This window comes from Bacillus sp. XT-2 (genome assembly GCF_025696525.1).
GTDB lineage: Bacteria > Bacillota > Bacilli > Bacillales > Bacillaceae > Bacillus > Bacillus halotolerans.
The window spans coordinates 448,621-463,368 of record NZ_JAHVOC010000001.1 but is presented as its reverse complement, the minus strand read 5'-3'; the positions used below and the strand labels follow the sequence as shown (position 1 = coordinate 463,368).

The following is a 14,748-nucleotide window of genomic DNA, read 5'->3' as shown; positions in this document are numbered from 1 at the left end:
CCCGTCACTTTCTACGTAGCATATAATCAAGATTCTTAATACCAAGACAAAAAGTTATTGCGGTCTCACCGAAAATTTAAATTGCGGTGCCCTATTGCCTTTTTCTGCGAACAAAAACTTGTTAATATTTACAGTACTAGTAGAGTTAAGGGAAGGGTGAATATCTTGATATCAATCACATCAGCTGAAGTGGGAATGAAAATTAATGAATGGCATAGGCATATTCAAAAATTCAACGTTACTGATGCTGAAATGTTAAAAGCTGAAATCGAACGTGATATAGAGGTTATGGAAGAAGATCAAGACTTGCTTATTTATCATCAACTAATGGCCTTTCGACATAAAATCATGCTGGAGTATACGCTGCCATCTGATGAGAATCGAATGGAATTTTCAGAATATTTGAAGAAAATCGAAGGATATAAGAAAAAACTGGACAATATGCGGGCATATTATTATAACTTCTTCCGCGGGATGTATGAGTTTAGAAACGGTAAATACACAAAGGCCATTACATATTACAAAAAAGCTGAACGCAAAATTCCAACGATCTCCGACAAGATTGAAAAAGCTGAGTTTTATTTTAAGTTATCCGAAGTCTATTATCATATGAAAATGACTCTTAACTTTCATACAATATCTATAAAAAACATGAACTTTATTCTGTTCGGCGTATTCAGTGCCATTTTGTCATTGCCGGCAACTACGATGACCTTGAAAACCATGAAAAAGCTCTCCCCCACCTTGCTTTAAAAGGTGCTGAGCTGCTTAAAAGTAAAAATACTCACATCTATGCCACTCCATTTTTCAATCTCGGTAATTGCTATTACAAAATGGACAACTTAAATAAGGCTGCACGTTACATCGAGCAGGCCTTGGTTCAATACAGAAAAATAAACTCTGACGTACTTCCACAGGCCTATCATGATCTAGCGTTGATTTATTTTATACAAGGCAAAAAAGAACAGGCATTAGAGTGTTTCCGCAAAGGAATCAGAAGCGCTGTAGACTTTAAAGACGAACTTTTTATGAACTTATTTGAAGCATTAGACGTTCTTTATATAAGAAATGGCGATACACCTAAACTCCTCAACATTTTTTCTCGTTTAGAGAATGGCAAAGTATACCCTTATATGGAAGAGATGGCATTTTTAGGAGTAAACCTTTTCGATTAAAATGGAAAAATAGAGGATAGTATCATCTGTTTCAAGAAGATGGTATATGCTCAAAAGCAAATATCGAAAGGGGAATGCATGTATGAAATCTAAATTGTTTATCAGTTTATCCGCCGTTTTAATTGGACTTGCCTTTTTCGGAACTATGTCTAATGGCGAAATGAAGGAAGCATCCCGGAATGTAACTCTAGCACCTACTCATGAATTCCTTGTTTGATTCGATAAACAACATTAGTTCTGATTCCCTTTAGCCGTTTCATAACGGCTTTTTCTTATTTCTAATACTGAAAAAATCCATCATACATAAAGCTTTTGAGGTGAAAATTTTGGACTTATTTGATGAATGCTTAGAAGCTCTAGGGAAAAACAAAGAAATCTTATCAGAAGAATTAACGGCAAAATATTATGAACTGCTTTCAAACTGTTTTCCCTTTACATCTTGGGGACGAATCAAGTGGGAAGAAGTTTGTTGTCACCAATTTATAGATTACGAGGAAGAGATTTACGATTGGCTAGCTAAACACCATTTTAAAGATAGGAACATTATTATCCTTTGGGGTTACGGAGAACAGCCAGCATTAAAAACCAGTCTTGAGCATGCATTAAACGTAATTGATGATGTAACTGCCGTTGGATCAGATACTTTTCTGTTTAGTGAATCTGGCTACGTTATCGAATTTTTTCATGATGGCGATGTTACAATTGGAAAGTCCCCTTTCATTGAAACGATTGGTAAATAGGTAAAATAGCACAGATCGAATGATTCATTTCCAACCTTTGATCCACATAACAGTTAGTTTCATCATTCTTCCACGGTAATATTTTGTTATATGATTAAATGAGAGGGTATGATTATGAAAGTCTTTGAAGCTAAAACACTTATGTCTGAAGCTACAGACCGCGCCAAAGAATATAAAGAACTAAGGACGCAAATGGTCAACTTGAGAAAAGCTTTACAAAGCGTCGCTGAACTGGATGACAGCGAATTCTCAGGTAAAGGCGCTAATAACATTAAAGCATTCTATCACGATCATGTTGGTGTCACTGATCAATGGATTGACTACATTGACATGAAAATCGCATTCTTTAACAGCATTGCCGGAGCTGTCGAAGACAAAGGTCTCTCTGATGCTTATATTGAAGAATCTTTTTTAGAACATGAACTGGCTAACGCCCATACAAAATCAAAATCAATCATGTCTGAACAGAAAAAAGCCATGAAAGATATCCTAAACGATATTGACGACATCCTTCCGCTCGACCTGTTTTCAACAGAAACCTTCAAGGATGAGCTTGCGGATGCCAATAATAAACGCAAAAAAACAATTGAAAAACTAGGTGATCTTGACGAGGATTTACTAACAGAATATGCTATGTCAGAACCAAATGAACAATTCATCAAGTCAGATTTCCAAAAGCTCCAAGAAGCAACTGGCAAAGGCAAAAACGCTACGCCTCTTCACTACAACGCCAAGGCGTACCGTGAGAGTGATATACATAAGAAAAAGGGCGATATTGAGAAACGTACAGAAGCTTATTTGACGATTAAGAAAGAGGAAGCTAAAGAGCGAGAAATCAAAGAGCTGAAGAAGAAGTTAGCTGACGGAGTGACGGATCCGGATGAATACTTAGAAATTGCCAAGAAGATCGGGTATGAGAACCTTGAGCCTGCACAGTTACAATATGTGGTGCAGCTTGAACAAGCAAAACAGCTCGAAGAAGTTGGTGAAAGTGTGATCAATGCCGGTAAGGCAGCAATTGATTTCATCGATGGAGTTAATGATGGGCTTAACGATGCGATTGACGATACGATATATGGCATCAAAGACTTGGTTGTAGGAGCCTGGGAATATTCACAGCTTCCTATGGAACTAAAACTTACAAAAACAATTACAACAGTCTTAAGCGTTCCCTCCTATCCAAAAATAATCTGGACAAACATCGTCGATTCATGGAATGATAAAATGATAAATGGTGATGCATACACAAGAGCACATTATATCAGTTATGCAATCGGCAATATTGTTGGACCAAAAGGTGCGGGTGCCGCAGTACAAACCACTACTAAGCTCTCAAAAGTGGGTAAAGTGGTTGAAGGTGGAACAGCCGCTTCTCATGTGAATAAAGGGATAAACAAAGGCAAAGCTTACATCAATTCTATTATTAGATAAGAATGATCTTGCACTTGTCGGAATTGCCCAAGACATCGACAATACATATAATATAAAGAATACGCCTTTATTAAAAAGTATTATTGAAGATAAAAAAGAGAGTGTACTTAGAAAATCTGAGACTTCTAACAACATGGGTATAGGTAATGTCAAACAAGGTGATAGTACCCCTCTCGCACCTGGCGGAGGATTAGCTGCTCATGAAGCAAAGGGCGGGCATCTAATTGATAGACATATCGGTAAGACTGATGAAGAGTTATTACAGAGACTACAGAAAAACAAGAGGATACGTGCCTCTTCTAGTTTCACTGATAGGCCAACTGCAGAAAAAGTCGCTAATGAAACATTAACTAAATATAAAAAGGAAATTGAAGAGTGGTTAAATAGTGATATTGACGATACATTACCGTTGCCTTATAGGGGAACCGAAGTTATAGGTAGAGGAGTTCGTAGAGGTTCAAATGAAGTTAAAGATATGACTAACGCAAGAATAGTATTAAGGAAAAATGAAGATGGTAGCTTTATACTAACAGGCTACCCAACGAGGTGATATATAATGATTGAAATTAAAGTTTCTGATCCTGTATTTAGATTTCTCGGTGGACATTTCCACCAAGATATAGAGTCTCCGGAAGATGCCCTTGATGAATATTTAAATGAAGCATCACAAAAACTAAAAGAAAGAGATTTAATAGCACTAACTGAGTTTGTAAATAGTGATTATTCAGAAGAAGACAAGAATGAATTTATAGAAGAAGCAGCTGATGGTATATACTTTCCTGAAGATGATATAACTCCATTAGAATGGCTTAAGCAAGTCATTGAACAAATTAAAGAACACCTTAAAACAATATAGTTAGAAAAGGAGCCCCTCTTTTTAAGAAGGGCTTCTTTTAATTATTTTCAATAAGTCTTCAAGTTTTGCTTTAGTATCAGGTCCATAAATGTCGTCCTGAGTAACCCAAACATAGGCTAAAATCGTTTGACACACTCTTGTGTTCTGCGAAATCTTAATTCACTAGCAAAAGTAGAACCTAATAAAAGAATTCCACCCATAATTTGTAATAACGTGAATTGCTCTTGTAATATTAGACCAGAAATGAGAATAGCAACAAATGGGTCAACATAACTTAACACAGCTATGCTCTGACCTTTTAATTTTTCCATGCCAGAGAAAAACAACCAGAACCCTATTCCTGTGTTTACAATCCCCAGAAAGATTATAAAAGGAATTGATGATGATGATACACTTAGCATGTTAAGTCCTTCTGTAATAAGGACATATGGTAGAAGAATTAAAGCTGTGACCAACAGTTGGATAATGGTTACTTCCAGCCGATTCATCTCTTTAATAAACTTATTTAACAACATTAACGCAGCATAAAATGCAGCTGCAATTAACCCCAAAATAATCCCAATTAAATCCTCTCTTCCGGATGCACTAACACCATTTCCGACAATGAACATCATCCCTAATACTGCTACGAAGATACATATCACTTTTTTAAAAGAGAGTTTTTCCTTTAAAAAAATAGGTGAAAGTAACATCACAAAAACAGGTGCAAAATAATAACCTAACGTGGCATTCGTTAGTGTTGTATACTCATAGGATTGATAAAGAAATATCCAATTTCCTCCCAAAGCAATGCCCGATAAAAAAAGAAATATCCCACAACTTTTTATTTTTTTCCAGGAGAAGCTTTTTCTCTTATTAATAAACACAAGTGTTAAAAAGAGAAAACCAATTGAGCTACTTAAAAACGCTGTTTCACTCGAAGATAAGTCAATGTATCTCACAACTAAACCAATTGTACCAAAAATAATCATTGATAATATAAACTGTATGCTAGATTTCATTTTCTACTCCTTCGAATCTGCGAAACAGCTTATATTTCGCAGATTCTTAATCTGTTTTAAATATAAGCGTGTTTATGAGCAGAAACGGTGGTGGTGGAGAAGTAGCAAGTCTAACACTCGGATTTGTCATTGAATTTGATAATGGCATAAATAAACCAACCTCCAGTTTTTTTGGTTAGATAAGTATATAATAAAAATATTTGGATGTATATTAAGAATTTTTGGATATAAAGGTTGTAATGGCTAATGGCAAAAGTCACTCAACCAAAATTGTGCTATTTAAAAGGATAAGGAGCTGTTTTATTATACTTAGAGCTTGTTCAGTTCCTCTTTGATAGAGCTTCAAGTTTGGCTTTAGTCTTAGGTCCATAAATTCCATCAGCAGATAGTCCATGCATCGACTGAAATCGTCTAACTGCATCTGCTGTTTTCGGTCCATATACGCCGTCGATACCGTTATTCTTCGCTCCTTTATCTGGGTAGAAATAAAGAGCCGCAAGTGATTTTTGAATCCCTTACAAACCCTTACGTGGCAAGGGTTTTTGTTGTTTTTCTCATTTATATTTTCATTTATGTTTCTTTTACATTTTCATATATAAAAATGAAGTGTCCTGATTACATAAGGTGCGTTTATTGTGAAGAGAACCATTGAATTTTTTTAAGTTTGACAGGGAGCCTACTGGGTGTTGTAGCATCTATTCTAGCTCTAGGTATCGCCTATTTAGATTTATTTTTTCATTTGATCAGATACTTTGATATGACAAGCGACCTTCTTGTTGGGGCATGGGGGTCTTTGATCTTTTCATGTATTGGGTTTACGGCTTCAATTGTTGTCTTATTCAAACGACTGGTTTTACTTAATACCAGTATACTTATGATCATCCCTGGAATCATGGTAATTGTAAGGAAAGGAAAAACTGCTCCTAAATCTGTTTAAATTTGAACACAAAAGAACCGCGACTGGCGGTTCTTTTATTGTATATTCCTGTTTAAATATACTGATTCATTATCATTGGACAGTACCATAATCAAAATCAATATCTTTCTTGTCTAAATCCCCCTTAAAATTTTTAGCATAGGTCATGGTTAAATGTACGCTTTTATCTATCCACCAAGTTCCATCATCTGTATTCGTATCCCAAGTAACATCTATATCTCTGTCAAAATTCTCAAAAAACACCAAATCCCCAACAGCTACTGTTTTTCCGTTGATCTTGTAATATATTAAAACTATTTTCTTATCGAATATACCTGTCCCGTGCTTTACGATTGTTAAACTGTAAGGCTTATTAGGACATTGCTGTTCAAGTATAACTTTAGGATTTAAAAATAAAACATAACAAATGAATAGAATTGGTACAATCATTAACCTTTTTAAGAATTTTTTATTGATATTTAACCCCTCCAACAGCATACTGATAGCGGTATAAAAAAACGTGATCCGTAAAATGCATTACTGGAACTTTCTTTGATTTTTAAATTTATTTTCTTATGCAGCTATCGCTATCCGTTAGTTTAATTAGAATTCAGATAATCCAAGACACGGTCAACTCTTTCATTGACTGAGTGATCGCCTTCAATCTTTAGCACTGGACAAGATAAATCTTCCATCCAATGTTCATGCAAAGCTCTACTTCTAACTTCCATTCCAGCATTATCATATAAAGAAGCCCACTCTAAAAATGCTTTTGATTGTTCATATTTACTGCCACCGGCTAACACTTCATTTCCATAACGCTGAAATTCCCTATGCCTTAATCTCTCAAGCCGTATATCTTGTGGAATCCATAAGAAGACGACAAGGTCAAAATAACTTTTTAGATTATCGCCCCAGCCACACACTGCACCAGAAAGAATCCATTTCTCATTTATTGTTAAGTCTTTTTCAAGCAACTTTCTTCTTTCAGGAATTTCTCTTTTTTTAGTGAATTTATCTATCCAATAGTAATCATCGGTATCAAAATGCGTATGAGGCAAATGCTTTGATAATGCAACACCCAATGTTGAAGTCCCGACACCAGAAGCTCCCAATATGTGAATATTTTTTTTCATACTTCCCCCTCCTTATTAAGCAACCAAACTCCCTGTTTGTTGTATAAGGTACTTACTATCATTTTGACATAAATCCCTAAAGACCTTTACTTTTCTAGAGAAATCCAGATGTGTGTCAAAATTATCATTCTTACGAAAACAGCCATTATTAAACGGATTCATATTCCATCTTTTTAGACGAATTTTCCTATGAAAAAAGTCTTGCTTTCCATATAATATTTAAACGAATCCAATTTTTAGATTGTCGTCTTTAAGGAGGTTTTTTATCTTGAGGTATACAAACAGTCATTTAGAGGATTGGATTGAAAACTTATACAGAAAGATTGATATTACAGAACCTGAACAAATTAATTTTGAACGGATTGCCGAGTCATTAGATATCAGGCTTTCATTTAAACCTGTTACAAGCTTCGCACTTAAACATAGCGGAATTTATAACATATGCTTGGACAGCCGAAAAAGTCGAATTGAACAATGGTATGATTTCGCTCATGAATTTTGCCATATATATAGACATGAAGGCGATAAAAAAACAATGCCTGCAACTTGGACTGATTATTAAGAGTGACAGTCCAATTATTTTACATATCACTTTTGCATTCCAACTTTTATGTTGCGTAATATTAATCTTTTGTACATATAATCACATACAATTGAATATGTGCTTGTTTATTTAAGGTATCCTCTTCATTCGCTAAGAAACGTTTAAGCATTTATTACAGGAAACTGACTCAACATTTATTTAATCAAACACAGGAAATCTGTGCACCCCCCTTTTGTAATTAATAATGAGATCCTCATGCATTTACGCGCATTGAAAAAAACAAAAAAAGACGTGTCCCTTCATGATCCGATCGGGCAGGATAAAGAAGGGAATGAAATAAGCCTGATCGATGTCCTGAAATCAGAAAATGAAGACGTAATTGATACAATCCAGCTCAATATGGAGCTTGAAAAAGTGAAGCAATACATTGACATTTTAGATGACCGTGAAAAGGAAGTAATTGTCGGGCGGTTTGGGCTTGATTTGAAGAAGGAAAAAACGCAGCGTGAGATTGCCAAAGAACTCGGTATTTCGCGCAGCTATGTATCGCGGATTGAGAAGCGGGCGCTGATGAAGATGTTCCATGAGTTCTATCGGGCGGAGAAGGAAAAGCGGAAGAAAGCGAAGGGGAAATAATGCAGAAGAAGCCGGATCTAATATGCCTGCTTCTCTCATTCATGTACATTCTTCTTTTAAAACTCTCGAAACTAATGAAGACAGAATATACGATAGAGGTATAAAAATGCTTCCAGCTAACCGCTTGTCTCGCTCTCTCAACTCGTCAGCACTGATAAGCTCAATGATCATTTCCGTAAAGACGATGAGGATTGTAGCAGATGACTTGACTTTTAAGTCCTTTGCTTGCATCCTCTCTCATGCGATTCAAAGCCATAGTTTGAAACCATCGGATCTGTTCTAGGATGAGTAGACTGGATCAATTTTCAACAGAAGATTTTATAAACTTCATGAAAATTGCTTCCGTAGTAAACGACCATATGATAGACTCAACTCGAAAAAGTTTCCGTTAATTTCATATACCTTACAAAATCAATCACTAAAAGATAAGTAATAGTGTTATGGGATCTTTATCTGAAAGTAACTAAAAAGAACCCATTTTGAAAAAAATCAATCAAAATGGGTTCTTTATTATTTTTTTAGCTCTGTTTAATATAATGTTTCAATTGCCTCACGCGTAAACGGAATTAATTCTTCTGTTCGTCCATCTCGGATTTTGTTTACCCAGTCAGGGTCAGCCAATAATGCGCGACCCACAGCCATCAGATCAAATTCTTCACGTTCTAACCTCTCGATCAAATTGCCCATTTTGTTGGCTTTACCAGTGGCCTCTTCTCCAGTAGCGAAGAAATCCAAGAAATCAGCGCCATCAAGACCGACAGATCCAACTGTAATTGTTGGTTTTCCTGTTAACTTTTTAATCCATCCTGATAGATTCAGTTCAGATCCTTCAAATGCAGGTTCCCAAAAACGACGAATAGATGCATGAAAGATGTCAACTCCTGCATCAACTAATGGCGTTAAGAAACGTTTTAGTTCTTCTGGAGTTTCTACTAATTTTGCTGTATAGAAATCATATTTCCACTGTGAGATTCGCAACGAGATTGGAAAATCTGGTCCAATAACACGTCGGCAAGCTGCGATGACCTCACTCGCAAAGCGTGTGCGCTTAACTATGTCGCCACCATATTCATCAGTACGTGTGTTTGTTTTTTCCCAAAAGAACTGATCAATTAAAAATCCATGGGCTGCCATAATCTCAATGCCATCAAAACCAACCTTTTTAGCATTGGCTGCTGCCTGTGCAAAAGCTTCAACCAATTCCAAAATTTCTTGTTTTGAGTAATCATTAGCGTTGCCTCGTGCACCCATGTGCCACAATTGAGAGAAAATTTTCCCACCGGCCTCGTGTACCCCATCAACTACTTTTGACCAACCGTTTAGCGCCTCTTCTCCGTATAAGTGTGGTACGTCCTCCTGCCATGCTGGCACCTCGGATGCAACATCAGGATGGTTGATAAACGTACCCTCTGTCACAATAAGTCCAACACCATTTTCAGCTCTACGACGATAATACGCAGCGACATCCTCCCCTGGTACTCCATTTGGAGAAAAGTTTCGCGTCATAGGTGCCATCAAAATACGATTAGATAGTTTCAGATTTCCCATTTCAAATGGTTTAAAAAGAGCTTCAACTGACTGAAAATTATTCATAAAAACCTCCAAGTTTTATACTTTAAGACTTATTCATTATGCATTAACTCCATGATCAAGAGCAGATCCGACTTTCAAGGCAGTTGCTACCATAATTGATTCAGCAACTTCTTCTTTTGAATCTCTATGTTTTTAATTTGTTTAACATCGTCTTGACTAATAATTCTTCCCTCTAATTCCTTTTATCCGTACCTACCGTTTGGTACAATTTTATGTTAGCAATTAAGCGGACAATCTGTTAAGAAATGTTTCGATTTCTTCTTGTGTTTTCCGAGCCTTGCTAACAAACCGCCCTGCTTCTTCTCCGTTATGATAAGCGATAAAACTTGGAATACCAAATACATTCAGTTCGATGCACAAATCAATAAAGTCATCCCGGTCTACATAAATAAACTGATATTCCGAATAATTCGCTTCAATGTTCGGTAAAATTGGCTCGATCGCCCGACAGTCTGGGCACCAGTCCGCTGAAAACATAAAGACAACGCGCTCTGTATTTTTTAACTTCTCAAATTGATCAATTGATTCTAATTTTTTCATCATGATTCCCTCCATTTTTTCATATACATAATCTTTGAATTCTTTAGCACCTATAGGATGCTTGATATCATCTATATTATCCATTTGAACTTCTCGCATCCATCCTTAATCATAAGGGGATTCATTTACATATTCAGGACTATCCTCTAATACGGTGTTTACTTTTAGAATTTAAAGGATGAGATAAGGAGTAGTTTTAATGGACTCCACAACACCACAGCTATTGTTTATCGTTAATGAATTCCATTCCTCGGGGGATCTAAGAATACAATTTCATCAAATTGTTGTTTGAGCATTATATCTGTAATCCCTAAACGTACTCGATCTTCAATTGCCCATATAGGGTCCTTGGAATAATACAGTTCTGTTGGTGTAATCACTTAACCTCCTTCTATCAATAACTAAACTCCTGTACCTACCAGTCGGTACAATATTATATTAGCATGCTTTTTTAGCTTTTTGCAACCCTGTATCTTTTTATAATATTCACCATTTTCATTCACAAAGCACAATTGTTACTACCAATCATCAATTATCTACCTTATTTAAAATAGAGTACAACAGAGTAGCTTAAGAAAAAAATCACTGTATTTCAGTGATTAATAAATGCATCATTCCAGAAGGGGTCTTGACTATTACATCATCATTTAATTTGTGACCAATTAGACTTTTTCCGATTGGAGACTCATCGGATATATAGTTTTCAGATAAATGTGATTCTGCGGGACTAACAAGTTTAAGATGCATTTCATATTTTCCTGTCATTTCTTTAACAGTGACAATGGATCCGATCCCTACTTCTCGTATATTTGCATTTTTAATTATTTTTGCTTGCTTTATAATGTATTCCAAATCATTTATTTTCTTTTTAAGTGCAGCAAATTCATCTACTGAAATTTGATACTCAGGATCTTTATTAAAATCACAAAAATTTCTGCTCTCTTGAACTTTTTCACTAACTTCTTTCCATCTTTTTTTCTTTAAAAAAAGTAATTCTTTCTTCAACGCATTATAACCAGCTTTCGTAAGTAACTTCTTGTCCACCAATCATTCACCCTCCTTTACCCAAACTACTTTTCTCGGCTTTGTTGGATTTGTTACATTTTGCATAAAGAATCACCATACACTTATGCAATAATCAGTAACGTTAGGGAAATCCGGAAAATCATGTTTTTAAGATTAAGCCTGATGCTGTACTGTTAGTCCAACAGTTGGTTTGGCCTTAAGCTCCATAATTCTATGGAACTTCCGCACTTATGCAGTGGGATAATAACAAGAATGGTGTTAAAAATAAAGCTGTTTACTATTCAACTAAAGGATTGCTTTAATTAAAGAACAAAGATTAAACAGGTAAAAATGGATCCGTCAAGTTCTCTTAAAAACGAAAAACACATGCCATTACTGTGTTAAAAAACAAAATGAGTACATCGTTTAATGTTTATAATGGATAAGAGAAATCATTGCCCAAACTCCTATAACAGGACCGATCGCAAGGATGGAGAATGCCCATTTCCACCCTACGATATCTTCAAAGACCGGAATCAAATAAATAGAAAGGACCGTAATAAGAAAACCTATAGCCATTTGAAATGTCAAGGCAGTTCCTGCACATTCTGATTTTGCGAAATCTGCAACCATTGCTGAAAATTGTGCCGAATCTGCAACAACTGATATCCCCCAAATGATTGCTACGATAACGGTAATCCATATAGAAAGACCAAAGGTGAGTCCGATACATAAAGAAGATAGAGCACTAACAATCATGGCAATCATAGAAAGTCGTGCTTTTCCAATTTTATCAGCATATAATCCACCTATTATCGAACCTATAGCCCCCGAAATTCCAATTGTTAAAAATGCGAACAGTGTACTGGTCTCTTGTAAAGCTGTCCCCTCTAAGGATGCTTTAAAGCTGGCTGTTAAGAAATATGGAAGCCATGTCCACATAGCATATAACTCCCACATATGACCAAAATATCCATAGTTAGCCAACATTACAGGTCGATCTTTTAAGATATATTTGAGTGTATTCATCGATACAGTAGCTACTTCTTTTTTAGACTCCGGAGCATCCGGAAGACCCCAATGCATAATACCAGCTGCGACCAATGCTAATAAAGAGCTGACCAGCATTAATATCTTCCAGCTGACATTCGGAATAAATAAATTAAAAAGATGCGGCAATGAAGAACCTAATGTCAGAGCTGCAATTAGGATTCCAATACCAAATCCTCGTCTATCTTGAAACCAAGTAGAGAGTAGTTTCACGGCAGTAGGATAAACACCTGCCATAGTAATTCCTGTTAAAAAACGTAAACTTAATCCCACTACCATTCCAGTGCTTAAAGTAAATAAACTATTGATGACAGCTCCGAATATACAGGCAATAGCAAATATTTTTCTTGGGTTATAACGGTCTGCCAACCCTAGAAAAGCAAAACAAATGGCTCCAATAATGAACCCAACCTGTACGGATGTGGTCATCCATGACCCTTCTGTTGCACTCATTCCCCATTGATGTTTTAATTGGGGAAGAACGGCTGAAGCGCTAAACCATAAACTGAGGGCAAATAGTTCAGCCAATGCAATCAAAAATAGAGCCTTCCATCTATTAATACTGTTCACATCAGACATAATGGGGGTTTTTCCTCCTCTCGGATTTCCAATTCTACCTGCAACGTATGAGAACGTAGACATTACGCATGTAATATGATCGTATATCTACGTTTTTTTAAAAAATTAGTTATACAAAATAAATAAGATCGACCCTGTCATAACGCTTTTTACTTATTACGTTTAAAAGTTGAATTTACTTGAACATTTCTTTCTAATGAATTTTTCACAGGCGAAATTTCCATTGCTTTTGAAACTAATTCTTCAAGTTGTTTATCGTCTGCATCACTATCTATTGTGAATTGAACATCAATTTCGTTAAAACCTGGATTCCCTTCTTTTAAGCCCAAAAAGACATTTAAATCTAATTGTCCTGAAGCGTTAACTTCTAGTGAATTTACCTTAATCCCCATTAAACTAGCTGTTGCAATAAATCCAATTGATAAACAACCACCCAATCCACTTAATAAAAGTTCAACTGGATTTGGACCCTTGTTAGATCCTGATAACCAATCTGGCTCATCAATCAGAACGGGTTTGTGATCACCTACTTGCGCTTCAGCGTAAAATCCATCTTTCCATTTTACCGAAGAAGACCATCCTGCCATTCCTTCCTCAGGATTTTTCTTATAATTTTCTACTAAGTTTTCAATAACTTTTGTATCGACTCCATTAATTTTTGTCATTTTTATATCTCCTTCATTTTGTTTTTTATAGGGATTATCTCTTTCTACTCTCGTTATCTAATAAAAGTTATTATGATTTTAAGGGGGGATGACACAGCTGCCAACAGTACATAACCCTCCATAAGATTATTCATCATAAGCAACTAATGCATTAACTCCATGAGAAAGAGCAGATCCGGCTTTTAAGGCAGTTGCTACCATAATTGATTCAGCAACTTCTTCTCTCGTTGCTTTCGCTTTTTTGGCTGCTTTAGTGTGGATATCAATACAGTAAGGGCACCCTGTTGTATGCGCCACTGCTATAGCAATCAACTCTTTTTCCTTCACACTAAGTAATCCCGCCTTCATCGCTTGTTGGTCAAATGTCATAAACGCTTTAAAGGCATCTCCATTTAACTGAGAAAACTCTTTTAGTCGGTTGATATAAGGAGCTCTAAATAATTCATCATCAGCTGTTCCATCATAAGCGTTTAAAGCATTAACACCATGAGCAAGAGCAGACCCTGCTTTCAATGCTGTTGCTACCATAATTGATTCAGCCATTTCCTCCCTGGAAGCTCTATGTTTTTTAACTTGTTTAACATGAAAATCAATACAATGGGGACATCCAGTCGTATGAGCAACAGCAACTGCAATTAATTCCTTTAATTTAGCTGTTAACTTTCCTTCAGATAACGCTTTTCTGTCAAAAGCTACAAATGTTTTAAAGCTTTCAGGTGAAAGTGTACTAAATTCACCTAAACGGTTAAAATGTGATTTTTTGTATAAACTATCGTTCTGATTCATAATTTTCCCCTCTAACTTTTTTATTTCACACCTAATTGTACCTACTATTCGGTACAATTAGGTGTGATGATAAATTACCAAAATAGATCAATGTT

11 protein-coding genes and 6 pseudogenes are annotated in these 14,748 nt (G+C 35.9%); 7 read left to right on the top strand and 10 right to left on the bottom strand.

The features are described 5' to 3' along the window. The first annotated feature begins 165 nt into the window (after nucleotides 1-165). The 5 genes and pseudogenes from KXD37_RS02465 to KXD37_RS02445 all read left to right on the top strand — a co-directional run bounded on the left by KXD37_RS02465 (nucleotide 166) and on the right by KXD37_RS02445 (nucleotide 4,202). A pseudogene (locus KXD37_RS02465) lies at nucleotides 166-1,268 on the top strand (tetratricopeptide repeat protein). Then, nucleotides 1,258-1,392, top strand: a complete 135-nt coding sequence (gene phrE, locus KXD37_RS02460; RefSeq protein ID WP_106020134.1) for a phosphatase RapE inhibitor PhrE — start codon at nucleotides 1,258-1,260, stop codon at nucleotides 1,390-1,392. The pseudogene KXD37_RS02465 and the gene phrE overlap by 11 nt, the downstream one beginning before the upstream one ends. Before the next feature lie 109 nt (nucleotides 1,393-1,501). Next, nucleotides 1,502-1,661, top strand: a pseudogene (locus tag KXD37_RS02455) (hypothetical protein). Nucleotides 1,662-2,029: 368 nt separating this feature from the next. Beyond that, nucleotides 2,030-3,896: pseudogene (locus KXD37_RS02450) on the top strand (ribonuclease YeeF family protein). Between the two features lie 6 nt (nucleotides 3,897-3,902). Beyond that, nucleotides 3,903-4,202 (top strand): contact-dependent growth inhibition system immunity protein, encoded by a 300-nt coding sequence (locus KXD37_RS02445; protein ID WP_019260160.1) that lies wholly within the window; start codon nucleotides 3,903-3,905, stop codon nucleotides 4,200-4,202. Nucleotides 4,203-4,318: 116 nt separating this feature from the next. Here the strand turns inward: KXD37_RS02445 and KXD37_RS02440 are convergent, their stop codons facing one another. The 4 genes and pseudogenes from KXD37_RS02440 to KXD37_RS02425 form a co-directional block, all read right to left on the bottom strand. Beyond that, nucleotides 4,319-5,203, bottom strand: a complete 885-nt coding sequence (locus KXD37_RS02440) for a DMT family transporter (RefSeq protein WP_127696742.1) — start codon at nucleotides 5,201-5,203, stop codon at nucleotides 4,319-4,321. Nucleotides 5,204-5,523: 320 nt separating this feature from the next. Further along, a pseudogene (locus tag KXD37_RS02435) lies at nucleotides 5,524-5,715 on the bottom strand (peptidoglycan-binding domain-containing protein); the annotation flags it as partial. A 497-nt stretch (nucleotides 5,716-6,212) separates the two neighbouring features. After that, nucleotides 6,213-6,569 (bottom strand): hypothetical protein, encoded by a 357-nt coding sequence (locus KXD37_RS02430; RefSeq protein WP_223203884.1) that lies wholly within the window; start codon nucleotides 6,567-6,569, stop codon nucleotides 6,213-6,215. Nucleotides 6,570-6,718: 149 nt separating this feature from the next. Further along, nucleotides 6,719-7,255, bottom strand: coding sequence for an AAA family ATPase (locus KXD37_RS02425; RefSeq protein WP_103672588.1), 537 nt, complete (start codon nucleotides 7,253-7,255; stop codon nucleotides 6,719-6,721). Between the two features lie 268 nt (nucleotides 7,256-7,523). Here KXD37_RS02425 and KXD37_RS02420 point away from each other — a divergent pair. Together KXD37_RS02420 and KXD37_RS02415 are read left to right on the top strand one after the other, a co-directional pair. Continuing rightward, nucleotides 7,524-8,041 (top strand): annotated as a pseudogene (locus KXD37_RS02420) (ImmA/IrrE family metallo-endopeptidase). Then, nucleotides 8,037-8,435, top strand: a pseudogene (locus tag KXD37_RS02415) (sigma-70 family RNA polymerase sigma factor); the annotation flags it as partial. The pseudogenes KXD37_RS02420 and KXD37_RS02415, both read left to right, overlap by 5 nt. 528 nt (nucleotides 8,436-8,963) lie before the next feature. Here KXD37_RS02415 and KXD37_RS02405 read toward each other — a convergent pair. The 6 genes from KXD37_RS02405 to KXD37_RS02380 form a co-directional block, all read right to left on the bottom strand. Then, complete coding sequence (locus KXD37_RS02405; protein ID WP_127696740.1) at nucleotides 8,964-10,028, bottom strand: NADH:flavin oxidoreductase; 1,065 nt, start codon at nucleotides 10,026-10,028, stop codon at nucleotides 8,964-8,966. 222 nt (nucleotides 10,029-10,250) lie between these two features. Further along, the gene (locus tag KXD37_RS02400; protein ID WP_127696941.1) at nucleotides 10,251-10,568 is read right to left on the bottom strand and encodes a thioredoxin family protein; all 318 of its coding nucleotides are present in this window, start codon (nucleotides 10,566-10,568) and stop codon (nucleotides 10,251-10,253) included. A gap of 582 nt (nucleotides 10,569-11,150) precedes the next feature. Further along, nucleotides 11,151-11,612: a GreA/GreB family elongation factor gene (locus tag KXD37_RS02395; protein ID WP_223203937.1), complete on the bottom strand. Its 462-nt coding sequence runs from the start codon at nucleotides 11,610-11,612 to the stop codon at nucleotides 11,151-11,153. Nucleotides 11,613-11,999: 387 nt separating this feature from the next. Then, nucleotides 12,000-13,202: an MFS transporter gene (locus KXD37_RS02390; protein WP_127696738.1), complete on the bottom strand. Its 1,203-nt coding sequence runs from the start codon at nucleotides 13,200-13,202 to the stop codon at nucleotides 12,000-12,002. A gap of 149 nt (nucleotides 13,203-13,351) precedes the next feature. Further along, a complete protein-coding gene (locus KXD37_RS02385; RefSeq protein WP_010788739.1) occupies nucleotides 13,352-13,867 on the bottom strand; it encodes an OsmC family protein in 516 nt (171 codons plus the stop codon). A gap of 126 nt (nucleotides 13,868-13,993) precedes the next feature. Next, nucleotides 13,994-14,653, bottom strand: coding sequence for a carboxymuconolactone decarboxylase family protein (locus KXD37_RS02380; RefSeq protein WP_127696737.1), 660 nt, complete (start codon nucleotides 14,651-14,653; stop codon nucleotides 13,994-13,996). Nucleotides 14,654-14,748: the final 95 nt, after the last annotated feature.

Excerpts from the sequence above, each read along its gene's own strand:
- KXD37_RS02400 (WP_127696941.1), bottom strand. The coding sequence starts at position 10,568 with ATGAAAAAATTAGAATCAATTGATCAATTTGAGAAGTTAAAAAATACA.
- KXD37_RS02380 (WP_127696737.1), bottom strand. The coding sequence starts at position 14,653 with ATGAATCAGAACGATAGTTTATACAAAAAATCACATTTTAACCGTTTA.
- KXD37_RS02445 (WP_019260160.1), top strand. The coding sequence starts at position 3,903 with ATGATTGAAATTAAAGTTTCTGATCCTGTATTTAGATTTCTCGGTGGA.
- KXD37_RS02390 (WP_127696738.1), bottom strand. The coding sequence starts at position 13,202 with ATGTCTGATGTGAACAGTATTAATAGATGGAAGGCTCTATTTTTGATT.
- KXD37_RS02385 (WP_010788739.1), bottom strand. The coding sequence starts at position 13,867 with ATGACAAAAATTAATGGAGTCGATACAAAAGTTATTGAAAACTTAGTA.
- KXD37_RS02425 (WP_103672588.1), bottom strand. The coding sequence starts at position 7,255 with ATGAAAAAAAATATTCACATATTGGGAGCTTCTGGTGTCGGGACTTCA.
- KXD37_RS02405 (WP_127696740.1), bottom strand. The coding sequence starts at position 10,028 with ATGAATAATTTTCAGTCAGTTGAAGCTCTTTTTAAACCATTTGAAATG.
- phrE (WP_106020134.1), top strand. The coding sequence starts at position 1,258 with ATGAAATCTAAATTGTTTATCAGTTTATCCGCCGTTTTAATTGGACTT.
- KXD37_RS02430 (WP_223203884.1), bottom strand. The coding sequence starts at position 6,569 with ATGATTGTACCAATTCTATTCATTTGTTATGTTTTATTTTTAAATCCT.
- KXD37_RS02440 (WP_127696742.1), bottom strand. The coding sequence starts at position 5,203 with ATGAAATCTAGCATACAGTTTATATTATCAATGATTATTTTTGGTACA.